This is a genomic window from Undibacterium sp. FT79W (assembly GCF_014284215.1).
Lineage (GTDB): Bacteria > Pseudomonadota > Gammaproteobacteria > Burkholderiales > Burkholderiaceae_D > Undibacterium > Undibacterium aquatile.
Window position 1 is genome coordinate 154,721 of the sequence record NZ_JACOGB010000003.1, and the last position, 25,245, is coordinate 179,965.

Annotated in this window: 22 protein-coding genes and 1 pseudogene; 12 read left to right on the top strand and 11 right to left on the bottom strand. The window is 48.2% G+C overall.

The features are described from left to right. Nucleotides 1-29: 29 nt before the first annotated feature. Nucleotides 30-902 carry a drug/metabolite exporter YedA gene (yedA, locus tag H8K38_RS06140; RefSeq protein ID WP_186883920.1) on the top strand — a complete coding sequence of 291 codons (873 nt, stop codon included), beginning with the start codon at nt 30-32 and terminating at the stop codon, nt 900-902. Nucleotides 903-1,093: 191 nt separating this feature from the next. Here the strand turns inward: yedA and H8K38_RS06145 are convergent, their stop codons facing one another. From H8K38_RS06145 to H8K38_RS06155, 3 genes are all read right to left on the bottom strand, one after another. Continuing rightward, the gene (locus H8K38_RS06145; RefSeq protein ID WP_186883921.1) at nt 1,094-2,806 is read right to left on the bottom strand and encodes a sensor domain-containing diguanylate cyclase; all 1,713 of its coding nucleotides are present in this window, start codon (nt 2,804-2,806) and stop codon (nt 1,094-1,096) included. Between the two features lie 470 nt (nt 2,807-3,276). After that, on the bottom strand, nt 3,277-3,786 hold the full coding sequence (locus H8K38_RS06150; protein WP_186883922.1) for a DUF1993 family protein: 510 nt from the start codon (nt 3,784-3,786) through the stop codon (nt 3,277-3,279). Nucleotides 3,787-4,076: 290 nt separating this feature from the next. Then, nucleotides 4,077-4,691 (bottom strand): OmpW family protein, encoded by a 615-nt coding sequence (locus H8K38_RS06155; RefSeq protein WP_186883923.1) that lies wholly within the window; start codon nt 4,689-4,691, stop codon nt 4,077-4,079. A gap of 182 nt (nt 4,692-4,873) precedes the next feature. Between H8K38_RS06155 and ettA the strand changes: the two genes are divergently transcribed. The 6 genes from ettA (at nt 4,874) to H8K38_RS06185 (ending at nt 10,318) form a co-directional block, all read left to right on the top strand. Next, nucleotides 4,874-6,541, top strand: a complete 1,668-nt coding sequence (ettA, locus tag H8K38_RS06160; protein ID WP_186883924.1) for an energy-dependent translational throttle protein EttA — start codon at nt 4,874-4,876, stop codon at nt 6,539-6,541. Between the two features lie 68 nt (nt 6,542-6,609). Continuing rightward, the gene (gene fliL, locus H8K38_RS06165) at nt 6,610-7,041 is read left to right on the top strand and encodes a flagellar basal body-associated protein FliL (protein ID WP_186883925.1); all 432 of its coding nucleotides are present in this window, start codon (nt 6,610-6,612) and stop codon (nt 7,039-7,041) included. A 112-nt stretch (nt 7,042-7,153) separates the two neighbouring features. After that, nucleotides 7,154-7,735: a YigZ family protein gene (locus tag H8K38_RS06170; protein ID WP_186883926.1), complete on the top strand. Its 582-nt coding sequence runs from the start codon at nt 7,154-7,156 to the stop codon at nt 7,733-7,735. 127 nt (nt 7,736-7,862) lie between these two features. Further along, entirely contained in the window at nt 7,863-8,165 is a 303-nt protein-coding gene (locus tag H8K38_RS06175; RefSeq protein ID WP_186883927.1) for a DUF2288 domain-containing protein, read from the top strand. 156 nt (nt 8,166-8,321) lie between these two features. Then, on the top strand, nt 8,322-8,912 hold the full coding sequence (locus H8K38_RS06180) for a hypothetical protein (protein WP_186883928.1): 591 nt from the start codon (nt 8,322-8,324) through the stop codon (nt 8,910-8,912). Nucleotides 8,913-9,040: 128 nt separating this feature from the next. After that, a complete protein-coding gene (locus H8K38_RS06185) occupies nt 9,041-10,318 on the top strand; it encodes a lipopolysaccharide assembly protein LapB (RefSeq protein WP_186883929.1) in 1,278 nt (425 codons plus the stop codon). A 198-nt stretch (nt 10,319-10,516) separates the two neighbouring features. Here the strand turns inward: H8K38_RS06185 and H8K38_RS06190 are convergent, their stop codons facing one another. From H8K38_RS06190 to H8K38_RS06200, 3 genes are read right to left on the bottom strand one after another with little or no spacing between them, the layout of a single operon-like run. Next, entirely contained in the window at nt 10,517-12,091 is a 1,575-nt protein-coding gene (locus H8K38_RS06190) for an ammonium transporter (RefSeq protein ID WP_186883930.1), read from the bottom strand. Between the two features lie 21 nt (nt 12,092-12,112). Then, entirely contained in the window at nt 12,113-12,451 is a 339-nt protein-coding gene (locus H8K38_RS06195) for a P-II family nitrogen regulator (RefSeq protein WP_186883931.1), read from the bottom strand. A 14-nt stretch (nt 12,452-12,465) separates the two neighbouring features. Then, complete coding sequence (locus tag H8K38_RS06200) at nt 12,466-13,212, bottom strand: TorF family putative porin (protein WP_186883932.1); 747 nt, start codon at nt 13,210-13,212, stop codon at nt 12,466-12,468. A 434-nt stretch (nt 13,213-13,646) separates the two neighbouring features. Here H8K38_RS06200 and H8K38_RS06205 point away from each other — a divergent pair, with 434 nt between their 5' ends. The 5 genes and pseudogenes from H8K38_RS06205 (at nt 13,647) to H8K38_RS06225 (ending at nt 19,405) form a co-directional block, all read left to right on the top strand. Continuing rightward, nucleotides 13,647-13,886 (top strand): accessory factor UbiK family protein, encoded by a 240-nt coding sequence (locus H8K38_RS06205; protein ID WP_186884197.1) that lies wholly within the window; start codon nt 13,647-13,649, stop codon nt 13,884-13,886. Nucleotides 13,887-13,901: 15 nt separating this feature from the next. Beyond that, a pseudogene (locus H8K38_RS06210) lies at nt 13,902-14,774 on the top strand (YifB family Mg chelatase-like AAA ATPase); the annotation flags it as partial. A 122-nt stretch (nt 14,775-14,896) separates the two neighbouring features. Then, nucleotides 14,897-16,717: a hypothetical protein gene (locus tag H8K38_RS06215; RefSeq protein ID WP_186883933.1), complete on the top strand. Its 1,821-nt coding sequence runs from the start codon at nt 14,897-14,899 to the stop codon at nt 16,715-16,717. 450 nt (nt 16,718-17,167) lie between these two features. Then, nucleotides 17,168-18,415 (top strand): hypothetical protein, encoded by a 1,248-nt coding sequence (locus H8K38_RS06220; protein ID WP_186883934.1) that lies wholly within the window; start codon nt 17,168-17,170, stop codon nt 18,413-18,415. Between the two features lie 501 nt (nt 18,416-18,916). Then, nucleotides 18,917-19,405: a hypothetical protein gene (locus H8K38_RS06225; protein ID WP_186883935.1), complete on the top strand. Its 489-nt coding sequence runs from the start codon at nt 18,917-18,919 to the stop codon at nt 19,403-19,405. Between the two features lie 45 nt (nt 19,406-19,450). Here the strand turns inward: H8K38_RS06225 and H8K38_RS06230 are convergent, their stop codons facing one another. From H8K38_RS06230 to H8K38_RS06250, 5 genes are read right to left on the bottom strand one after another with little or no spacing between them, the layout of a single operon-like run. Continuing rightward, nucleotides 19,451-20,416, bottom strand: coding sequence for a hypothetical protein (locus H8K38_RS06230; RefSeq protein ID WP_186883936.1), 966 nt, complete (start codon nt 20,414-20,416; stop codon nt 19,451-19,453). Between the two features lie 7 nt (nt 20,417-20,423). Then, complete coding sequence (locus tag H8K38_RS06235) at nt 20,424-22,298, bottom strand: hypothetical protein (RefSeq protein WP_186883937.1); 1,875 nt, start codon at nt 22,296-22,298, stop codon at nt 20,424-20,426. Nucleotides 22,299-22,307: 9 nt separating this feature from the next. Then, nucleotides 22,308-23,555 carry a metallophosphoesterase gene (locus H8K38_RS06240; RefSeq protein ID WP_186883938.1) on the bottom strand — a complete coding sequence of 416 codons (1,248 nt, stop codon included), beginning with the start codon at nt 23,553-23,555 and terminating at the stop codon, nt 22,308-22,310. Further along, on the bottom strand, nt 23,515-24,462 hold the full coding sequence (locus H8K38_RS06245) for a Dam family site-specific DNA-(adenine-N6)-methyltransferase (protein ID WP_186883939.1): 948 nt from the start codon (nt 24,460-24,462) through the stop codon (nt 23,515-23,517). The genes H8K38_RS06240 and H8K38_RS06245 overlap by 41 nt, the downstream gene beginning before the upstream one ends. Next, complete coding sequence (locus tag H8K38_RS06250) at nt 24,462-24,797, bottom strand: helix-turn-helix domain-containing protein (protein WP_186883940.1); 336 nt, start codon at nt 24,795-24,797, stop codon at nt 24,462-24,464. Before H8K38_RS06250 ends, H8K38_RS06245 begins: the two co-directional genes overlap by 1 nt. Nucleotides 24,798-25,245 lie beyond the last annotated feature (448 nt).

A 25,245-nucleotide genomic window follows, 5' to 3' on the forward strand; every position in this document is an offset into this window, starting at 1 on the left:
GCTCTTTCTCCTCATTCTCGTCTATTTGCATGCGCCACCTGCCCCGTTCCGTTTTAACTGCCCTGCTGACCGTCTATGTTGTCTGGGGCTCTACCTATTTCGCCATCCAAGTTGCCTTGCAAGCGTTTCCACCGTTCATGATGATAGGCACGCGCTTTCTGGTCGCTGGCGCGATTTTATTTGCCTGGCAAAAATGGCGTGGCGCAGCGAATCCGACACTCAGCGAGTGGCGTGACGGTGGCATCGTCGGCATATTAATGCTGGGCGGCGGCACAGGTCTGACCGCCTGTGCGCAGCAATATGTGTCTTCCGGGCTGACTGCGGTATTTATCGCCTGCTCTCCGATGATTTTATCGGGTTTGTCTGGACTGTTCGGCGACTGGCCGAAACGGCGCGAATGGATAGGGATATTCGCTGGGTTCATTGGCGCCATGTTGCTGGCGTCCGATGGTGATTTCGCCGCGAAACCTATCGGTGTACTGTTCCTGCTTGGTGCGATATTGTGCTGGGATGTCGGCTCTATCCTGTCGCAGAAAAAACTCAAAATGGCGGCTGGCGGTATGGGCTTTGCGAGTGAAATGCTGATCGGCGGTTTGTTTCTGGTGATCGTCAGTCTGTTGAAAGGGGAAAGCATGACAGGGCCAGTCACTGTTGAAGCACTGGCGGCCTGGGCCTATCTGGTGATCGCAGGTTCCTTACTGGCATTCACCGCGTATATGTATTTATTATCGAAAGTATCCACCGGACTGGCTGCCAGTTATGCGTATGTGAATCCTGTCATCGCCGTCGCTCTCGGCGTACTGTTTGGCGGCGAACATTTGTCCTTCAAAGCCATACTGGCGATGGCAGTCATACTCGGCAGCGTGGTTTTGCTGACTACGGCACGTCAGGCCAGCAAATAGCAGAAAAAATGGCGGGCTCCTTACTTATAACTTAGGCGGAAGCCCTGCGCAGTTGCAGCCAAAGACATAGAAAATGTGGAAGTGGCGAACTTATATATAGAACTGGGATGCGATCAAGAGCAAAGCTATCACGTCATCAATCCCATGCCGACCAGCGAGTTACAGCCACGGCTGCTGATCCAGCAACCACGTCAGACGATATGAATCAACTGTCCTGACTTGCGGTCGCGCTTGGAATTGTACATACGGCTATCGGCAATCTTGATCAGTTGCACATACTCATCACCATCCTCGGGGAAACAGGCCCAGCCTATTGATGCGCCAATTTCGACGACCGCATTATCCAACGCGATAGGCTCTTCAACCAGAGAAGAAATTTTCTCCACCATGTTATGAATATCAATAGAATTTTTGGTGTCTCTCAACAGCAATACAAATTCATCACCGCCATAACGGGCAACATCATCGGTATCGCGGATCGCGGACAAAAGTCGTGCAGCGGTAATCATCAGCACCTGATCGCCAGCATCATGACCATGGCTATCGTTAACCTGTTTAAAACGATCGAGATCAACGAACAGTAAAGTAAAGCCGTTTTCCTCGTCCGGGTTTTCTTTCGAGTTTTTTTGCAGGTAAGTGATTTTTGCAAATAATGATTCGCGATTGGCGACTTGCGTCAGTTTGTCAAATCGCAGCTTTTTTTCCATGTCAACAAAGGTCTGCGTCAGTATCCCTATCTCATCCTGACGACGGATATGTAGCTTAGGCATAGGTTCGCCATTACCGAATTTTTCTGCCGCTGCGGTGAGTTTTCGTATATCTCGAACCACTCGTTCAACAATTGTTAGCCCTATCGTCAGCGCAAAAATAATACATGCGATAGCAATCACAACACTTTGCATAAACCCTTTATTAATTTCGCGCATGAAATCGGCGCGTGGCACCGCCACAATCGTCTGCCAGTTCAATCCTTGTCTGACGCCAAGTGGAGATATTGCGACATCCACTGCGCCACCGCTGAGGTCCATAGCCAATACCTCGGGCTCCACCGTTTTTGACTTACCAATATTCGAGAAAGTGTCTCTGATCAACGCCGTCTTCATATCGACCGCACGCATGCGTTCGGGTACGCCATTGACGGTACGCTGTGGCACCTCCTCGCCCGAAGTCGCAACGATATAACCATCTGCGTCAACAATGTAGGCAACGCTGTTTTTGCTGATTTCCAGCTTTCGTAAAAAATTCGATAGCTCCATCAGAGTCATATCAGTCGCCAACACGCCTGCAAACTCATGATTTTTCTGGAATACAGCCTTCGCCAGCGTTATTGTCGGGAAATTAAACGAAAAATTGTTGTAAATCTTGGACCACACTGGTTTTTCAGAACGCATCGCCGTCTGATACCAGGGTCTCTTGCGGGGATCAAATTCATCGCTGCGTATCAGTTCCGAACGGTCACCGATACCCGTCACATGATAGACGTCCCGGCGGCTGGCTTCCGGTTCGCGCCAGAATAACTGGACATCCCGCTTGGAGATACGATAGACACCGACAAAACGCCCGTCTTTGCCACCAAAATAGACGTAATTATTCACATCCATAAACAAGCCGCTGGCGGCCCAGAACTTGTCTTCCAAGGTATGCATATCCGTGGAAAATACATGTTCTTTCGGCATACGATCCGCACTGGGTGCCACCGATTCCAGTGCTATCAATGCACCCTCTATATGTCTTTCAGTAGAGAGGTTGATGCGATTGACCATATCAACCAGCATACGTTGCGTAAGCGTATGCACCGCATCTGTACCTGCCTTCATGGATACCCAGCCGATCGCAGCCGAAACACCGATCACCAATAAGGTAATCGGAATCACAAGTTGGCGGCGCAGAGACGAATGACTCATATCAGATTCAGGCTAAACAACAAAAGTAGGGAAAAGCGATGTGCGGTGGCGCGATCTGTTCTCGTTCACTCTTCTACGCCACTGCTATATTCCAAAGACGCAATTAAAAAAATACCGTATTTGTGCAGCATACTATGAACTGCATGCGTGTCGATAGAGCGCTTACTCTGTTATCAAAAATCAGTGTAGAGAAATTTATTCTTGCAGTTGGCACAACGCAGAAGATCAGCTATTTGTAAAACTGACTGCGGAAATTTTAAGACTAGCATCGCCACGAAATGCGCAAAAATTGTTATCCAAAATGCGTAGCATGGTTCTGCCAGACCGCATAAAGAATGTTGGCAACATGTTTGCCGTCCACCAATGCGTATGGGTGTCATGAACTTTCAGCTTTGGAAAAAAACAACACCGGTCTGCGCTTAACCTCGTCATCAGACCTGCGTGTTGTTGAAATTCAACTTACTGCTTAATTAATAAGTGCCCATGAAGTCCTTTTTACCTAGCGCGACACCGTTATGACGCAAAATCGCATAAGTCGTTGTGACGTGAAAAAAGAACTGCGGCAAACCGTATTGCAGCAAATAAGTTTGGCCGTTCAGTTTTTTTTCTTTAGGCGTACCAGGACGCAAAATAATTTCACGCTCTTCGCTATCGGCAAATTTCGCCGCATCTAAAGAACTAATAAATGCTTTAGTTTTCGCGATCCGTGTCTGCAAATCGGCGAAAGTCTGCTCATTGTCTTCATACGCAGGCAATTCGCTCTCTGCCAGACGACCCGCAACGCCTTTCGCAAAATCAGCAGCAATCTGCACCTGACGTATCAGCGCGAACATGTCAGGAAATAAACGTGCTTGCAATAAAATTTCCGGCGCGATATTTTTTTCTACCGCGTGCTCTTCGGCTTTCTTTAAAACTTCGCTGATACTGTCCAGCATTTGGGTGAATACGGGCACTGATGCTGCATACATAGAAATCGTCATGGTGGGGTTCTCCGTTAATGGCTGACAAAAGTCACATAAAATCAAAGCTGATCAAGCGCGCTGATTATAGGCCGGGTTGATTTTCCACGTATGCGGGCAACACAATTGCTGCGAAATCCATGCATAGATATCGATAGATCTGTCAGCACCACTTCTGGTCTGCGCATGAGCAGCTTGTCCGCGAACCAGCAAAGCATGTCTGAAACCCCAGACACTACGAACAAAACGTCAGCAAATAAAAAAGCCGGTCGACCGACCGGCTTTTTTTAACAAGATAAACTTGCTGTTGCTTAGAAGCGATAGCCTACACCTACGCCTACCAACCATGGATCAACCTTAACATTACTGATTTTTGCGCCACCCGAAGTAACGTCGCTACGAATCTGTACTTTTTTCACATCCAGATTCAGAGACCAGTTTTTATCCAGTTTGAAATCAACACCAGCTTGAATCGCGAAACCAAAGCTGTTGCTGTCCAGATCAGCAGTACCTTTTAACAGATTCACGTCAGAAATACGTGTGTAATTCACACCAGCACCCAGATATGGGCTTACTTGTGCGTCAGGAGCGAAGTGGTATTGCGCTGTCAGTGTTGGTGGCAGATGTTTAAATGTACCGATGTTAGTACCATTCAATGTCACATCATGCTTTTGTGGGTAAGTCAGGATCAGCTCTGCAGACCAGTTTGGTGTAACGAAGTAAGTGATATCGACTTCAGCAATAGTTTTGTTGCTGACGTGGATAGCATCTGCGGGAACTCCCAAAGCAGCGATAGCATCAGATTTATTATCTGGGCTGATGTTCACTGCGCGGGCACGTACTTGCCATGGGCTTTGTTGAGCCATAGCTTGCGTTGCTGTTAAACCCATTGCAGCTAAAGAGAGAGCGATAACGATCTTTTTCATTTTGTTTTCCTCGGTTGTCTAAGTTGATGGATGAAGTGTAGTTCTGCGATACGCCTTGCAATTTGCGCTAAATCAAATTTGATGCGAGGCACAAATTTATGTGAAATTTGGCAAAATACGTTTGTCTCGGCGCGCATGAGGTATCCTTGCGGGCATTGTCTACATTTAACAACAAAGAAATAATGGCTAATTACGTTTACACCATGAATCGTGTCGGAAAAATCGTTCCGCCGAAACGTCAAATCCTGAAAGATATTTCACTTTCCTTCTTTCCTGGCGCCAAAATTGGCGTGCTTGGTCTGAATGGTTCAGGTAAATCCTCGCTGCTGAAAATCATGGCGGGGATTGATAAAGACATTCAGGGCGAAGCCGTACCGATGCCTAACCTGAACATCGGTTATTTGCCACAGGAGCCACAGCTCGATCCTGAGCAAACCGTACGTGAGGCGGTCGAATCTGCACTCGGCGAGGTATTTGAAGCAAAAGCAAAGCTGGAAGAAGTGTATGCAGCTTACGCTGAAGAAAATGCCGATTTCGATGCTTTAGCGGAAGAACAGGCGCGCCTGGAAGCCATCATCTCGGCTTCTGCAGGCGACAATGTTGAACTGCAACTGGAAATGGCCGCGGATGCACTGCGTCTGCCGCCGTGGGATGCCAAAATCGGCGTGCTGTCAGGCGGTGAAAAACGCCGCGTTGCTTTATGTCGTTTACTGTTGTCAAAACCCGACATGTTGCTGCTTGATGAACCAACCAACCATCTGGATGCAGAATCTGTTGACTGGCTGGAGCAATTCCTGTTGCGCTTCCCCGGCACCGTGGTGGCAATCACGCATGACCGCTACTTCCTTGATAACGCTGCGGAATGGATATTGGAGCTGGATCGTGGTGCCGGTATTCCATGGAAAGGCAATTACTCTTCCTGGCTGGATCAGAAGCAAGCCCGTCTGAAACAGGAAGAAGCGACCGAATCGGCACGCCAGAAAGCACTGCAGAAAGAGCTGGAATGGTCACGTCAGAATCCGAAAGCACGTCAGGCCAAGAGCAAGGCACGTCTGGCCCGCTTCAACGAAATGAGCGAACACGAATACCAGAAACGCAATGAAACCCAGGAGATATTTATCCCTGTCGCTGAGCGTCTGGGAAATGAAGTCATCGAGTTCAAGAATGTCTCGAAAGCTTTCGGTGACCGTCTGCTGATCGACAATCTGAGCTTCAGAATTCCACCTGGCGCAATCGTCGGTATCATCGGCCCTAACGGCGCCGGTAAATCGACGCTGTTTAAAATGATCAAAGGGCTGGAACAACCAGACAGCGGCGAAGTGGTGCTCGGTCAGACTGCCAAAATCTCGCTGGTTGATCAGTCACGCGAAGATCTCGGCAATACCAAAACCGTGTTTGAAGACGTCGCCAATGGTGCCGATATTCTGACGGTTGGCCGTTTTGAAATGCCATCGCGCGCGTATCTTGGTCGTTTCAATTTTAAAGGTGGTGATCAGCAAAAAATCGTCGGTAATTTGTCCGGTGGTGAGCGTGGTCGTCTGCATCTGGCGAAAACTCTGCTGCAAGGCGGTAATGTCTTGTTGCTGGATGAACCATCGAATGATCTGGACGTGGAAACCCTGCGTGCTTTAGAAGACGCCTTGCTGGAATTTGCTGGCAGCGTGATGGTGATCTCGCATGACCGCTGGTTCCTCGATCGTATCGCTACACACATCCTGGCATTTGAAGGTAACTCGCAAGTCACGTTCTTCGATGGCAACTACCAGGAATATGAAGCCGACAAGAAAAAACGTCTGGGTGAAGAAGGTGCCAAACCTAAGCGTATTCGCTACAAACCACTGACGGTGTAACAGCACCAGAGGACAGCAGACACCGCATTGCTGTCCTCTTATAAAAACAAGATTTCCGGAATTTCATTATGACCAATAGCAGACGCTCCATTTCTTTATCAAAAGCGATTTTCACCAGCATTTTTTGTATTTTCACGCTGTTATCCGGTCATGCGATAGCCAATTCCGGCGGCAAGGAAGCCAGTGCGTCTGCCGGCGCCCCAACCGCTGCACTGGAACCTATCATCGTCAATCTGTCGAGCTTTGACCGTTATCTGCAAATCGGCATTACTCTGCAGTTAGCGAAACCTGAAATCGCTGACAAAGTTAAATTAATGATGCCAGTCGTGCGTCATTCGTTGATCATGTTACTCAGTGGAAAAGAATCGACACAGATTCAAACTGCTGAAGGTAAAAATGAGCTGATCGATGAAATAAAAGAAAGAATTAATCGTGTACTCGACGTCAAAGAACATGATGGCGTAACAGATATTTTCTTTGTTAATTTTGTGATTCAATAAACGAAAACAGCTTATCTCTGCTGCGCTTCTACGCATAGTAAGCACTGACAAAAGCTGCTGTCTGATGTAACTTCTGCCTGCAGTTTCTGTCTTCATTTTCTTCGTCAATTCCATGTACCAACTGGCAGCACCCGCTTTCGCGGAGATAGAAATAAAAAAAAGCCGCTTTCTGGGCCAGTTGTATCCACTGCACACCCGTGCTGAGGCGCGCGCCCGTCTGGCGGATATCCGTGCGCAGCATCCGGGTGCCGTGCATGTCTGCTGGGCCCTGGTTTGTACAGGCGACTCAGGTCTGGATGACGATGGCGAACCATCGGGTACGGCCGCCAAACCGATGTACAACGTATTGGTACACAAAGATGTGACCAACGTTCTTGCGGTGGTTGTCCGTTACTGGGGCGGCACCAAATTAGGCGCAGGCGGATTGACCCGCGCCTATGGGCAGGCCATTTCCGATGCGTTTAAAACTGCCCAGTTGATCGCCGTCGAAACGATGGCGGATATCATGTTCAGCATTGCATTTGCAGATGAATCTCAGGTCAGGCGCTTGATTGAAAAATATCAGGCGCAAGTGATAGCAGTAAGCTACACCGAATCCACCCAGATGCAGCTCAGCATGAAAGAAAAACAGATTACCTCGTTTATCGATGAGCTGACCGAAATGCTGAAAGGCCAGGTTCAAATCTCCTCCTGATATGATCAGCCGGACGACGATGCCAGCGCAACGATGCTTTAGGTATCATGACCGACGAGCTGAACCGTACTTTTGAATCGCATTTCTGGACCGCATTTCTCAATAATTTTTACCGTTCTCCATTCTTATGTCTTCTACTACCGACCCTCTGCGCACGAAAATCAATCAGGAAACAGCGCTTTTTCCCTGGAGCGAACTGCTCAAACATTTTGCCTCCGGTAATGTGCTTGCCATTGCACCGGATCTCGATCTGGTCGAAATTGCACTGCACATGGCAAACGATAATGCAGCAGAAATTCAGTCATTACTGAGTACAGGCCGCTTGTATAAAGTCAGCGATGAGCAGGCCAAAGTCTGGCTGGAAAATGAACTGGAATTATGGACGGTAGTGGTCAAACCCTGGATACTGGTGCAACATCGGCCATCTTAAAAATGGGGGAGTATCTCCAATGAACAGTGAATTCCCCTTATTTTAATTAGACTTCAGGGATGATTTTATAGATACTCCCTCCCAGTATATGAGGCTGTTGAACTTTTATTAAAAACCGTTGGTCTGAGTGCCATGTTCAATGCAACAGGAAATGCCATGCAATTTCAGCTGCACAAACCCCTGAGCTTCACCCGCCGCACAGTAGCGTTGGTGCTGATGTTATTTGTACATGGCGTCTTGTGGCTCGGCTGGCAGAATCAGCACTGGATAAGAGTGCGCACCGAAGCAAACGAAATGCGCTATCTGCAATTGATTGATATACAAACGCCGCGCATTCCCGAAGTAAGTTTAGTGCCGCCAGAAAAAAATCTGCCGACAACACCGAAACGCAACAATCCCACACCGCTCAATAACAAGCCCGAAAAGGCCAACGCGATCACGTTGAATCCTGTCGCGGAGAGTAATGCTAGCGTCATCACGCCAGCCGTCAACAGCCCAGAAGAGCCGCGCCTGAATCTGGACGATTTGAAGCGATCGGCATTGGCGATCGATAAACAGCGCCAGCCCGGAACCATAGAAAAAATCCAGCAAAGTCATCGGCGTGACGAGGGTTTTGAACAGAAACTGGCCGATGGCACCAAAAAAGCTGAGCGTAAAGACTGTCTGAAAGCCTATTCAGGTATAGGTTTGCTGGCGGTCATCCCACTAGCAGTCAGCACTGTTGTCGATACCGGCTGCAAGTGGTGAACGCAGTCACGGGCTCAGTTATAATTCGCTGTTCGCCCCATACACAGCCAGACAAAATGAATGGCTGAATGTGATGCTAAGTAATAACCGTGTCCATGCGGTCATGTTCATTTTTTACCGGATATTTCATGAAAAAAATCTCTTTTCTGTTCGCTGCGATGATGTTTGCAGCACTCGGCACAGGCATTGCCCCAGTCACCGCTGGCGTAGCGCATGCAGATGAAGCAGCCGACAAAGCTGCGGAACTGGCCAAAAAGTCTGTTGTTCGTAAAGAAATGGTTAGGCCATTAACTGAAATTCAGGAATTACTTGAGAAAAAGCAGTACAAAGAAGCACAGGATAAAGTGAATGAACTCAATGCCTTTGAGAACAAAACTGCCTATGAAACCTTTGCTCTGCATCGCCTGAACGCAGTCATTGCTTCCGGTACCAACAATACCGATCAGCTGGCGACAGCATTTGAAGGCATGGTCAGTTCAGAATTTCTGAAAGATGCTGAAAAACTGCGGCTGATCGAAGGCCTTGCCGGTACGTATTACAACGAGAAAAAATATGATCAGGCCATCCTGTGGGCAAAACGCTATCTGGAAAAAGATAACAGCAATGCTCAGGTCAAAAATATGGTTGCCCGCGGCTACTACCTGAAAAATGATTTCAACAGCGCCATCAAGCAACTGAACATCATGCTGGCCGAAGATGAAAGTGCGAAACGCATTCCTTCAGAAGAAAATTTGCGTTTGCTGGCCAGCAGCTATCAGCAACTGAAAGACAACGCTGGTTACGCCGCGGTATTAGAGCGCGTGGTTCAGCATTATCCGACCAGAGAATACTGGGGTGATCTGATTTACCGCACTGAACACAAACCCGGTTTTTCTGACCGTCTGCGTCTGGACTTGTACCGCCTGCTGTTGGTCACAAAAAATATCGATGATGCCGGACAATATGTAGAAATGGCCGAGTTGGCCTTACTCGCCGGTTTGCCGGCAGAAGCAAAAACGACGATAGACGCAGGCTACGCCTCTGGTTTGCTGGGAACAGGAAAAGAAGCGGCTAAACATAAGCAATTGCGTGATCGCGTGTACAAGCAAGCGGCGGAAGATATTAAAACGCTGGATGCTGGTGAGACTTCTGCTAAAAATGCCAAAACAGGCACAGGTCTGGTGAACATTGGTTACAACTACGTCATCAATGCACAGGCAGAAAAAGGCATTGCACTGATGGAGCAAGGAATTGCCAAGGGTGGTCTGAAATCGATGGAAGAAGCAAAACTTCACCTCGGTATGGCTTACTTACAATCAGGCAATCGCGATAAAGCTTTGGAAGTGTTCAAATCCATTCAGGGTACAGATGGCGCCGCTGACCTTGCCCGCCTGTGGACTTACGTTCGTCCTGCTGAAGCAAAATAAAATACAGACTTCATTCGAATCAAAAACACCGGCACATTTGCCGGTGTTTCTTTTCGCTTCCAATTCGTCATTCACTGTCTCTTGCAAGCAAAAAAAAAGCGGTCTGGCTGTGTGGCCAAACCGCTTGTAAATCAGTCGCATGCGCTCTGTTTCATGCACTGAGGATACTAGCTTTACTACAACAATTTCATTCCTGTATTAAGAGTGGTAGGCAGACTCACCATGGCTGGTGATATCGAGACCTTCACGTTCTTCATCTTCAGGGACACGCAAACCAACTACCAGATCAACCAGTTTGTACGCGATCACGGAAACCACAGCCGACCACAGAATTGTGACGCCGACCGCTGTTGCCTGTGTCGTTACCTGATCGATAATGGAGTAAGGATCAGCAGACATTTTGTTAGCGACGTAATCAAAAATACCCTGACCGCCTAAGGATGGCGAAGCAAAGACGCCAGTCAGCAGAGCACCGAGAATACCGCCAACGCCGTGTACACCGAAGACATCCAGAGAATCATCCGCACCGATCAGACGTTTCAGGCCATTCACGCCCCACAAGCAGACAATACCTGCCAGCAAACCAATAATTAATGCACCCATCGGTCCGACAAAGCCACATGCTGGTGTAATAGCAACCAGACCCGCAACTGCACCGGATGCGCCGCCCAGCATGGATGGCTTGCCTTTAGACATCCATTCACCAAAGACCCAGGATACTGTCGCTGCTGCGGTTGCCAGTAAGGTATTGATGAATGCCAGCGCTGCGATATCGCCAGCTTCCAATGCTGAACCAGCATTGAAACCAAACCAGCCCACCCACAACAAAGACGCACCGATCATGGTCATCGTCAGAGAATGCGGCGCCATCGATTCCTTACCGTAACCAACACGTTTGCCAATCAGGAAAGCACCGACCAGACCTGCTACTGCGGCATTAATATGAACCACTGTGCCGCCAGCAAAATCGAGTGCACCTTTCTGGAACAGGAAACCTGCTTTAGCAGTTTCAGTTGCCAGCGTTGCTGCATCTTTAATCGCATCAGGGCCAGTCCAGAACCAGACCATGTGGGCGACAGGCAGATAACTGAAGGTGAACCACAACACCACGAACAACAATACCGCAGTGAATTTTGCACGTTCAGCAAATGCACCAATGATCAGCGCGCAAGTGATAGCTGCAAAAGTTGCCTGGAACGCGACGTACACAAACTCAGGGATCACCACACCTTTGCTGAATGTTGCGGCAGTGGAGAATGTCGCCTTAGCAGGATCCCAGATACCTTTCAGGAACAGACGGTCGAACGAGCCGATAAACTTACCGCCTTCGGTAAAGGTCAGCGAATAACCATAGATGCACCATAAAACGATGATCACGGCAAAGATCATGAAAACCTGCACCAAAATCGATAACATGTTTTTAGAACGAACCAGACCACCGTAGAACAATGCCAGACCTGGCAAGGTCATCAGAATCACCAGCAAGGTAGCAACCAGCATCCATGCGGTGTCGCCTTTATTTGGCACAGGTGCAGCAGCCACCGGTGCGGCATCTGCCGCAGAAGCGACCGCCGCGGCTGGTGCTGCCGTTGGTGCCGCCACCGAAGCAGCCGCAGCCTCCGTCACTGCTGCTGCCGAGGCACTGGTGGCGACCGCAGATGCGGCAATGGCATCCGCTTTGGCTGGTGCATCGTCAGCCCACGCACCCGCTGTCATTCCTATGGAAGCGAGAAATGCTCCCGCAACCAGCATGCTCTTCAGTACTTTTTTCATATGAACTCCCTAGTGTGCGGATCAGAGTGCGTCGTTGCCGGTTTCACCGGTACGAATACGCACAACCTGTTGCAAGTCATAGACGAAAATCTTGCCGTCACCGATTTTTCCAGTGCGTGCAGCGCTTTCAATCGCTTCAATTGCACGATCCACAATCGCATCGTCCACGGCTGCTTCAATCTTTGTTTTTGGCAGAAAATCGACGACATACTCGGCACCGCGATACAACTCGGTATGCCCTTTCTGACGGCCGAAACCTTTCACCTCAGTCACAGTAATTCCTTGCACACCCATTTCTGATAAAGCTTCGCGGACTTCGTCGAGCTTAAACGGTTTAATAATGGCAGTAATCAGTTTCATGTTGTTCTCTCATTTCAGAAAGTTTTTACAGCGGTCAACAACAGGGTAGTCTTACCGGTAAATTTGCCTGCTGGGGTGACATACAGTTTTTTGTCAGCATTAGTACCGACTGCGGCCAGACTGAAATTCACACCAAAGAATTCTTTCGTGACGCCCACTTTCCAGTCGTTATACGAAGACGCCGAATTATTTTTAATCATCTGGCGACCGACATGCAAGTTCAGGGTATAGGCATCCGGTAACTCAATGTTTGCCCCCAGATCAAGGTAGCCGCTGTTTTTGCTATTCACAAAGCCGAACAGATTTGTAACGGAGTGAGAATACTTCGCGTACACAGGGCCAGTGCCGATCTGTCCATAGATTTCAGTCGTGTTCGCATCAACAAAGCCCGGAACCTTATCCAGACCGTTAGAAAGATAAACGTAGGTCAGGACACCGGCGTCGTAGCTGACATCTTTAGTGATTTCGCCTTTCTTACCGGCGTAAATGTCCCACTCAACATCACCGCTGCCACCGGCATCTTTTACCCATTTAATGGTCGATAACCATGTACCAGCGTAAAAGCCGCTAGGATTGTGAGTGTAGTCAGCGCCGCCTTGTAACGCTGGATCCAGACGTGTCTGCGCGATACCACGATAACGATATTCACTGGCAACACCAACGTTAAAACTCAATTCATTGTCTGGTTTTGGCTCATCTGCGTAAGCGAAACTGCTTAACAATGTTGCGGTCACTGCAGCGGCGAGTACTGATTTTTTCATTATGCTTCCCCTTGTTTATATATAGTAAACATCGATTTGTATAAGAAACTGGACTGAACTCACTTCATCAACCACCGGTACGCAAAGCCAGAAGATCGTTCGTGGCCATGCAGGAAATGAACTTCGAAAAGTTACGAACGCTTCACTATTAGCAGAAGTCGTGCCAACTGTACTTTTTCACATACAGCCCGCCTGTAGTGCAGTCATAGAGGTATAACAATCAGGTATAGGAATACAATCAAATGAATACGCTGGTGGGCACATCCGCGGCTTTACGCTATGATTTCTGTTTAATAGCGAAGTGGTAAATAAAATACTGGCGCTCCATCTCGCACCGTTTTGACGCGGGATGCGCAATGTGTTTTATGGCTGCACTTTTTTCGCACTAGTAATGTGCAATCGCAAACTCACTTACAAATACAGGCAGGTATATGATGGATAAGCAAAATTTCTTCAGTGATGTACAGGCAAAAATCAGTCAGGCGCTGGAAAACTCTCCTGCCAAAGACATAGAAAAAAACGTCAAAGCCATCATGACTCAGGGTTTCTCTAAACTGGATCTGGTAACCCGGGAAGAATTTGATATACAGGCACAAGTACTGGCCAAGACGCGCAGTAAGCTCGAAGCACTGGAAGCGCGTGTCGCGGCTTTAGAAGCGCAGATAACGGAATAACAGGGCGTTCCGGATATGTCGCTGGCGGTTCTTAAAAGTCGCGCACTCAATGGGATGGACGCTCCGCAAGTGACGGTGGAAGTCCATCTGGCCAACGGTTTGCCTGCTTTTACTATCGTTGGTCTCCCAGAAACAGAAGTAAAAGAGTCCAAAGACCGCGTCAGGGCAGCACTACAAAATGCCCGTTTTGAATTTCCGGCAAAAAGAATCACTGTCAATCTGGCGCCGGCAGATTTGCCAAAAGAATCCGGTCGTTTCGATTTGCCTATCGCCCTTGGTATCCTGGCCGCATCCGGACAGATACCCGCAGATGCACTCGCACAATACGAATTCGCCGGTGAATTATCACTGTCCGGTGAATTACGGCCCATCCGTGGCGCACTGGCGATGACCTTCGCGATCTGCAAAAGTACGGCTGACGGACATACAAAACCCGCATTTATTTTACCCAGAGCGAATGCCGATGAGGCGGCTTTGGTGACGGAAGCGGCTATTTATCCGGCAGATTCATTGCTTCAGGTTTGCGCTCACTTCGCCGCCATTGACGAAGAAAACAAGCTGCAACGGCATCGCCCGCAGGCTGAAATTCAACGTCGCACCTATCCTGATTTTTCCGAAGTCAAAGGTCAGTTACAGGCAAAACGTGCGCTTGAAGTTGCCGCAGCAGGAAATCATTCTGTGCTCATGGTAGGGCCGCCAGGAACGGGGAAATCTATGCTGGCTGCCCGCTTCCCCGGAATACTGCCGTCAATGACGGATCAGGAAGCGCTGGAATCAGCCGCAGTACAATCCCTGACTTCGGGTTTTTCTATCGATAAATGGAAATCGCGCCCTTTTCGTGCACCTCACCATACAGCCTCTGCCGTGGCACTGGTTGGCGGCGGTGGTGTGACTTTCCGAAATAAATGCGACATTTCTGAAATAGCTGCGATAATTGCCTTATGGAAAACTATAGTCATCCAAGTCAACCTGCATGTACGTTCGCAGGAAGCCCAACATGACGCATACCTATGGCGATTCAATTCAAACAGAAATTCAAACGTGTTAATAAAGCAATACGGCTAAAGGAATCCTTGTTGGCCGGGAACGATACTTTAATTGCATGGTGGTATTCCGGTTTCTATAAGAATAGGATGGACTCGTCGCAACCACACGTGCTTGTGATATTCAGAAGATTGGTTGCGGGCATTGTCTCTGACGAGGTGATCCCACGTCGAATTCCGCTCACCGCCCTTGGTCAAGTACGTATCGGTTCAGTCTGGAAGGGAGACGTCTGCCAAGCCGAAACTCAATGGACGAAAGACCGGTTCCAGGTCGACTTCACGGCAGGCGCATGGCGTTTCACATCTTTAGAGCATGCCAGAAGAATGCGTCAGGCACCGCCTTTTGAGCCTGAGACCTTTAAACTTCAATATGAAAACGACCAAAATTGGCTTATCGAGTTTGACTTGGCAAATGGCGGGAAGCTGCTAATCCCATGCGTTGAGTTTTTCTCTCGATGCTACGGACGGTCTGGCGAAGTCAAACGCATTTTGGCGACATATAGATGGCAGGGGCAGGCCGACAGTGTTATGGAAAGACTCTATGCCCCACTCGATACGCCGGATGAGCCTGGAAAATGGCAAGTGCGCCTGCGCAAACGATTAGTAAAGGGGGACGTGGTTTTTCTCGCACATACAAAATACGACCCGTACACGCAGAGAGAAGCAAAGGGTATATACGCCCAAATTGAGGCAATGCATGATCCCCAACAGAAGTATCCTGCATTTATTAAGGTGGCTCCTTGGTTTGAAGGACCAGCGGAGCTAAGCGTAGCTGGCATCCCTTTTGATAATGGGAAATCATTCTTAGCACTGCAAGTTGTTGGAATGAGCGACCCGCAAGGCTTGCTCATTTTGCGTTCGCGCGAGAATAGCCGTGATGCGGAGAAACCAGCACCCGAAGGAAGCCCTGAAGCTTGGGCTGGAGTGCCTGATCGTGTGCTCGTAAAATATCCAGACATTGTTGATCTCACCGGAGACTTGGAACCAGACCATGAGGCAGGCGCAATGGAGATCCAAGACCCAGACTTCGAAATCCTTGGGGAGTCCCGTGCAGTAATTGATGTAAGAGCTGAACAAGCAACCACAGTTGCGGGGCCGAAAAGTGATACTCCCATGCCATCCACAGTATCTGGTGGTGAAACACATAGTAGCGGAAAAGGAGTGGGATACGCATCAATTCATGCTAGGCCAGTCTTTGAATCACATGGGATGGTGCGAGATATGTGGGAGGCCATGTTGCGGTTGCAAACTACCCGGCCTGATTTGATTCAAGCATTGTCATGGTTCACTTTCAAAGATGGATTTAGTTCAGACCCAACACCAGGAATGATTGCACTAGAACCATTCGACGAAGATGCTGACGCTACAGCTACTGCGCGTCGATTCCCTTACTTGGATCCAACAATTCCATCGCTACGAGGCGTTCTAGTCGCTCGACTCACGCAATCTGACGGCCCAACATATATTATGGAGATAATGCGCCGCCCAAAAAAAATCACGGCCGATGATGGTGAGCTAAAAGATGCGGAAGAATCTTTCCAAGGATTAATTTTTCGCCTAACTCACGAAAATCAACTTATTCCTTGGTTACGCGAAATCCTGTCTAGAATCCGTCACGAAAATGGTGTCTTTAAACGATTAACTGGAAGCTGCCCAGGTATAGCCGACTCATTCTCGCACCGCCTTTCAAGCAACCTAGCTTCTGATTGCCTACCATGTGAGCCAATAGTACTCGGGGCAATAGCGAAATTAAAAGGACGAACATCGCCGGCTGATCTGGGGGCATGAGTATCGACAAGGCGGATATACAACAAATCCCGGCAAAGCTGAGGCACTTGCTTGTCGGTTTAAATTTTTCTCCACGGTCATTCCGAAGGACGACCATTTGAGGATCTATAGTCGATAGAATCAAATAAAAAAAGTCATGCTATTCATAACGCAGTCTTGGTAGTTTGGGGCAGTGTTGCGTGAAGGTGACCTATGTTCGAAAAATTAAAACTTCATCTAATCCGCCATTTTATGTTGCGCTATTGTTAGCCGATCGAGTGTTTCGCGTATCTCGCCTCGGCACGCACGATCTCTCCAAATTGCGATCCAAGAACAGCTACTGTTGCGTTACTCGAAGCTAAGCCATTGATCGTTTCCTTGATGCTACTTGACTTACCCCTTGAAAATTAATTATAACTGTATATATATACAGTTATAATTAAGATTCTCGTCATGTTCAAGGAGTCAGGTATGGATGGAAATCGCCTTAAAGCAATAGAATTGATGCAACGTGCAAAAATGGCAATAGTCAGCAGTCGTCCGGAAATGCCCCTTAACGAAATAATAGGGCAAGATCGGGAAGCTTTCTCTGGTATCAGGATGCTATACGCATCTGACATAGCTGGAACCCCGCTCCAATCGCTGATCAAGTCGGACGATAAGAGTGTCGCTGTCCACAACATTTTTTGCGGCAGTGGCTTTCTCGCGTTCTCCGACGAAATTGAACACCAAATGCATGCGAGTCAGGCGAAAATTACCTATCCAGTCAGGGTATTGCTCGATACAAATTTTCTGACTGATATGCCCAAGCTCTTGCGAGGTGAAGACTTCACCACCCGAGAAAGCATGATCGCCACCCTGAATTGTCTGAGCGTGAATCTTAATAAGAGCTTCGACTGGACATTTGCTGCACTAGAAAATGTGCGCGAAGTGGTACGCGCGGAGAACCCTTGGCCGTACCAGAAAGTCATGGCTGCCAAATTATTCGATTCAAGTCCCACGATAGAAGAAGCAATTGAACTCTGTGCTAAAGAGCCAGGATTGAATTCTGCTAGCTTGATCGATAGCGCCGAAGAACATTGGGATGTCTTCTTACAAAACCGTGAAACCTGGAAAGCCTTAAGCCGCCGCGATGTCATGTATTGTGTGATGCTTCGCACGATGCTTGAATCTTGGGCTGGATCATCGGTCGAGCAAACCCTACGTGTTTTAATTGAATTTTGTCTGAATTCGTTCAAGGTGCTTCCTTTGAAAGAACTTTATTTCGGTTGGAAAGCGGCGCAAGGGTTTGCGCTCCCCGAATCCCGGCTGAAAATCTTTGACGAGCCCGCTTTGAAGAGCCCAAAAGAAAAATCGATTAAACGGATTGGAGCTCTCGCATGGGACTTCTTCTTTTTTAGATGGTGCGAAACTCTGCTAAGTGAATTTAAGAAGGAATCGTTCTTCGTTCCAGCAGTGACTTCCTTTGATCAGGGTTTGCTAAACGCGATCGAGGCGTGTCCGCTACGGGCTGTGCTAATCAATGATGAAGCTCAACTCATCGAGGCTATCTTTGACGATGAGTATGAGTTTCAAATCTGTATGAACAGGGCGATAACGCCTGCTTTGCATAAAATCATTATCGATCCAGTTCGGCGCTCGAAAAAACCGAATATTTCGCGCTATAAATTAAGTTTCGAAATTAATCGTTTAGAGACTGCAATTCGCTCATTGATCTAAGCATAAAGGGCTCCTTGGTTGCTGGGGGTTGCAGTTCGCGTGATCAAAGCACCCCCTCCAGTGGGGATAGATCGTCTAGAAGGGCGCAAAGCCACTGGCTCGCTTGCCTGGCTTCGCGTAAAGGGCAGTTGACATCCAGCTGCCTTGCATCTCGACAATACGGTAACTCTAGAAGAAAGCAAACCATCTATCTGTGCGTTTAAGCAGCCCAAGGGGGTACACAGAACGGATGTTATGTCTAATCCACCTCACTTTAAATTGATTGTGTTTCACAATATGCATAATATTGCATGTCAAAACCGCCGCCGCAAAAACACTGATCAAGTCGAGTGCAGTGATTCAGTCTGTCACTGGTTCGTTCTGGGCAATCGTGCTGCGCGGCAGTACAGAATTCGTATTGAAGTCGGAGTGTAAGAACCCGAAACCTTTTAGAAAAATAGAAATGGCTTTGGCTGAGTTGCGGTCGCTCGGCCTGCGTTATGCGGAGATTGATTTCATCAAATGGAAACCAGTACAGAAGGCATTCAAAGAGTGAGCCATGTCAGCGCAGACATTAGCCAGATGATCGAGCAGCGCTGTCACGAACTGGGGCTGACCTTGGAGCAAGCGCAGCGGCTTGCCGTCGAAAACGATCGGAGCGACCCGAACTCGCTTTATCGACTGCTATGTTTGGAATTCGATACGCTTGAGCCGGTTAAAACACGTAATCCGAAAAAATGGCTCTGGATGGCAGCGAACACTAGCAATGTAAGCTATCGAAGCCAGCTAACCGAAGATGAGTTGAAGATGATCCTTTTGACTGGCCAAGTGCCAAACAACCGGATAGCGAATGCTTTACATCTGTTGGACGAGGCCCCGATGGTAATGATCATTATGGCGGCACATGAGGTTGCAATGACAAGTCAGAGACCAGCAAATGAGATCGTGGCGAATGTTGGACAGATTGCCGAGAAAATGCATTGTAAACGTTGGCAGACGTTAGCTGGTTAATAAATACATGTGCCTCAAGTCAGCGCGAGGAACCTCGAACAAAACTTATGATCGAATGAAATCAAATTGCATGCACATGACATAAGGCGACGGAGTCACATCTGTACGAACTGGTTCATTGTCGCCGGAAACATCCCAAACTGCACACCGCTTATGTACTAACGCCGTTAGCAGCGCGCAGAAGAAAAATATTTTCGGACCAAACGGTAACAGAACTGGTTTGTGCGTCCTCACCAGACTGGCGACTAACGACTCTAGGAGAGTAAGTACATTGAGCGGAGAGTGCACGGAATATTCGAACCGCTGTTGGTCTCTCACGCCATTCAATATAGTGGCATTGTGCATTTCAACCTTACGCAAGTACTTTGCTTCTTCAGAGGTTGGCACAAATACCCACCAATCTGCGCTTTGAAGATACTCAACGGCACCAAGTGCTTTTCCCTTTTCATATCCCAAGCCAACGATCGAGGCCACCGGCAATCCAGGATCAGTTGCAAAGCCCGTGAAATTTGCATGCACTGGTTTGGCGACTTTGTTTGATACATGATTGCTTGGAGGCGGTACATACTTTGCCAAACAGTAAGCCACAGTAATTTCAATTGAAGTATACGATGACGGTAAATCCTCGAAAGCTGCGATTAGAGCCGCCATAACGCACCGCGGCATGCTGGAAATGTCAAGCAACACCCTTAGGGGTTCGTTGGAGGTGCATGTTTTCAGGAGATTATGGACATGTAACTCAAGGCTGTCATCAGCCAGTGCACCATCTTTGATTGGCAGGCTTACGGTAAGGGCTTTCCTTGCCCATGTTTGATGGGGTGTCTGTGTTGCGGGCGCATCGTTACTTGACTCGATGAACATTACCCTCTTGCTACATTTATCATGGGTGCGTTTAAGAATATGGATGCTGCGGCTCTCGTGACAGAGAAAGCCGAAGAACAAATCGTAGTCTTTTGACGCCACGATCTCACTTAAGGTAAGCTCGCTGAGGTTTCGAATGGTGATCGTCATTGACACCTCATAGTAAATTCATCTGGTTAGATGTTGGAATGACGTTATCCGCCTTCGCGTTTTTGACGTATGCCAGAATCGAGCTCAATGCGGCATACTTTGTTGCTCGTAGCGGTAACTTAAAGCGCGGGGCCAGAAGATAAGCAAGCCGGAAACGCTTCCCGATGAGGTCATCAAAGCTGGCGTTTTTCTCACCCGTATCCGGTATGTGAATCAAGGCGCCGTGATTGATAGCGATACGGATAGCCGCTTGAACGTCGATAGAGACCTTCTCATCAATGCGGAACGACAACGGAGGCTCCTCCACAAATTCGTCCTGTACCAAGCGCGTAAAGAAATACTCGCCGATATGGCGCAGCAGCTGATCGATGGGCTGTTGCGTCTGAATACCTCGGGATGCCAAGGGGGCCAATGCCAGCATGGATGTAAAGGACTCCGTGGCTTCCTTGATTTTGTCGACCTGAGTACTTGGTTTAACCGAAAAAGTATTCAACGATTCGGCCGAAAGCATCATGTTCATGATGCCAATAAGCCAACGTGGATTACCTTCGCAAATAGCGGAAATCGCTTCCCAACCGGAGTAAGCAAAATTGAGTTTTTTACGCCCTCGTTTTGTGGCATTGACTCCCTCACGCCGGAATGCATCACGAAACGCCACAAGTGGTGCAATCTTCCTAACCGTGTTGCCTGTTAGGCTGGTCGGAGATGTGTCCAGACAATCTGGATCAATTCCTTTATTTTCGAGAAAACTCCTGAAACTCTCATCCTTTATCTGTAGGGATTTGAAGACCGCTTTCCACTCATCCCCTTTACCATAAGGCTGAGGGACTGCGCCGAGATCATCCTCGTCGTCAACTACAAATGCATTTGTGCCGAAGATCGCAATCGGGTCAGCATCACTCTCATGTGCACTACGACCACAGATGGATCTGAATAGATTCACCGAGAATGCCAGCGCGGCTTTTTTTTCAGGATACCAAAGCTTAACTTCCACGTAATCATTTGTCGAAGTAGCTTCCGACACTCTGGCCAGGCTGGTCATTGTGTGTGCGGTACAGGGAGCTAGTCCAACTTTGTAAACTATTTTGTTGCCAGCAGAACGAAAACGGCGAAACACCATATCCTGCATTTCAGCTGGAGCGATTTCGAACTCATCGAATAACAATGCCCACTTGCCTGCGGCGTCATTGATAGCAGTATCGAATTGGTTGACTGCCGTTTCTACAGCCGTGATCGCATGCAAATATAGGAACGGTAACGCGTCTTCAAGTTGAACTGAATCAGCATCGTCTCTTTTAATATATTTCGTCACCTCTGCCTGGATGAGCAGTAGGCGAGACTGCAACGCCGCCTTCATCCCACTGAGAGAAATGAGCTTTGGTTTTAGTCCCCAAAACTCGCAGATGGTTGATAGCGCCGCTCGCAGAGCCTGAGGATCATATTCGGCAACGCGATAGTTCTGAGCCTTGGCACCTAGAGTAGGTGTAATTCGTGCTTCGAACGCCTCCACTAAGGCGAGCAGCACATTGGTGCAGAAGACACTTTGGACGATCGATTCGCGCAGCTTGGCCGCCAATTTTCTCCGTCCCAAGGCTTCTATCATTTCGGACCAGGTGATATCAGCTGGTACGAATATACCTGTAAATTTGATGGCGGTCCGATAGGCATCGGCTTTTTCGTGATCCCAAAGTCGGAGTGCTGATAGTCTAAGCATCTTCAGCAAGGTGGTCTTTCCACTTCCTCTTGGACCGAGCAGAAGTGAATTCCAGTCGCCAGCAAGCTCGGAAAACTTGGTTGACGGGACGAAAGAGCGAGCCACTTCTTGATCTGGCATTTCCTTCGCGTTGAAAGCACGTAGAAAAGATATTTCGTGGTCTTTCATTCTATGTTCCTAGCCAATCTCGATAATCTGCCCAGAATCTGGGTCGCGCAGGACAACCAGAGAGTGCCTACGCTCCAAGCTTTGGAGTACTTTGCGTAAGGCGTCCGGGGTTAGATACTGCAGGAAATTAAGCTGACCAACAAGTTGAGCCCAAGTGCCAGTATTACCTTCCAGTTCCTTAGCAATCATATCCGCTAGAACATCGGGATGTTCTCTTTCACCAAAACCTACACCGTCGGAAAGACCTGTTTTAGTGTCGACAGCCTTTGCCCAGCCTCGACCAACATGCCAGTTCCATACTTGCGCAGTACCGCGCGGACATCCGGTTGCTGGCAGTTCAATATCGATCATATAGAACTGATTGCGGTATTTGTTCAACTCTTCGGTGGAGAGTAATGCTCCTACGCTTGCAGCAGAAAAAATTACAGGCGATGAGCCGGCCGAGCCAGGGGCGTAACGTATTTTCCCATCATGTTTGTGTCCGTGAATGACGATCCAATCACCGTGGTCGGCCAATCGTTCAAGTAACAAGTCACCGTTGTGAATAAAGTCATAGGTACCGACACCGTCTTGAGTGTGGACAATGGGATGATGATGGCTGAGGAAAATATTGATTTTCGTTGCCGTCATTTCCTTTAGCTGGATTTCCAGTTCGGCGAGCGTGGAGTGTGCGATACTGCCTCGCTCGTAGCTTGTATTTTCGGTAATGTGTCTGGCACAGCTGTTGAAAACAACGAGTCGCACCGTGTCGTCTTCGTATACGACAAAATCAGCACCAAAATAATGCACACGGCGATTCCGCCCGGCAGGTGACGTGGTTTGTTCGCCAGTTATGTGCAGGGGATAATCTGGTTTGAGCATTTTTAGATTCTCGAACAGGTCGTGCGGATTATCTAAATCATGGATAGGATTTAGATTGTCGTCCTTGTAACGAGAGCTAACATCATGGTTTCCCGTAGCGCACGCTGTGCTTTTTACATTAAGTTTTTCCCCGAGATCGATGAGCTCACTCCAAGCTGCTTTCAATGGGCCGTGTGCTGCATGGGTAGTGATGTCACCCGGACAGAGCAACAGGTCTGCCCGAAGATTCTCACCGCGAACCAGATCTTGTAAATCTGCCCAAGGATTTTTGCCGCCTGTTTCCTTGATACGTTGAAGAACAATGTGCGAGTGTTCTGAGCCAGTGCCTACTGCGCGTTGATTGCAAAAATGAAGGTCACTTACGACTGCGATTTTTACACGTTGAGGCTGAGACATTGTCTGTCCATTCGTAATTCGAAATCAAAACTTCGCGCGCCGTACGACGCGCCCCAGTGAAGCCTGCTACATTTCGCATCACTGAAAGTTCATGCACGTGCCACTCCTTTAAGCGTTTTAAATCCAACTGATCTGCACTGTAGGATAACAATACTTTCACACCGCGGTCATTAGCCCGGTGCATTGCCTTAATCAACCTGTCTACGTCATCACGCTTAAACGTTCCTGCACCATACTCACCACGGTCCCTTTTTCCTAACTCAGCATATGGTGGGTCTAGGTATAAGAAATCGTTTTTCTCAGCCTTATCAATCGTTTTTTCGAAATCGCAATTTATTATTTGTGCTTTTCGTATTCTAGCAGCGAAACCTTTGAAAATACTCAAGTCAGGAATACCCAAATTCCCCTGTCCACGCGAAACATTGAATAAGCCTTGGCGATTAGTGCGATACACGCCGTTAAAACAGTACCGGTTCAGATAAATAAATCTGGCTGCTCTTGCATATGAGTCGAGACCGAGCGGATTAATCTCCCGCAATTCGTAATAAAACCGTTCTGTTGCTGGCCAAGTCATTACCGTATTCCAAACCATCTCAGCATCAGCTTTTATGGTTTTGTAGGTTTGAACTAGATGCAGATTAAGGTCAGACAGAATAGCTCGCTTCGGATTGATAAGAAGGAATAACACTCCCGACCCAACGAAGGGTTCAATGTACCGCTCAAAATGTGTTGGTGTGGCCGCACACAATTTTGGCAGTAGTTTCTTTTTACTCCCAGCCCAACGCAATAGTGGTGAGCTTCCTGGGACGCCACTGATAATGGAATGATTCACTAGGCCACTGGTATTAATTCCTGTGACTGGTATGACGGTGCAAGCCACGTCGTATTCGCGTTCTGTTCGATCCATTAGCTCTCCGCCAAGATAAACATCAATCGTTCAATCTGCCGCGCTCGTGCAACACTGCTTTGTACCGCAGCACGAAGTGCACCCATCAATCTAGCATCCGACGCTGGATCGTAATTGCCATCTAAATGCATAGGAATTGATGCATAAATGCATAAACTATGCATTCCCTTGGTGAGCCTTTTCGACTTTCCATCCAGCAATCTGGACACCTGTGACTGATTGAGATTACAGGCTTTAGCAAGGAATTCTTGAGTAATTCCTTGTTCTTCACAGAAAGCGCGAAGGTCGCGAGCGATGTCGCTGATTGGCCGTATTTTCTTTAATTCATAATGCATAAATGCATATTATTATGCATAAGCTATCTAGTCAAGCCGTTTTACCTTGGTCAGAAGTCGAAGTCGTGTCGTCGCGACTAAAGCTTTACATTTGTTGTCAATGCACTTTATAAATTGATAATGCCTCGGTAGGCATCAAGTAGATCACGTGACCTTGCTATCCCTGCCCGTTGAGTAATAGCACCGAAGCCGCCACCTTTTAGCATCGCATATGATTGTTGAGTTTCGCCACCAGTGACACGGACTTTCAATCCGTTGGTCGCAGGTTAGAATCCCGCACGGCCTACCAATAATTATCAAGGAAGCCCACGAATTTCGGTTCGTGGGCTTTTTTGTTTCTGGTCGCTATCTGACCGCTTCGGACGGTATTCGCCTAACCCCTAATATCCAGAGCCTTGCCCGCGCCAAGCAATAGTTGTCACGTATAACTTTCTTGGTTTACCATACA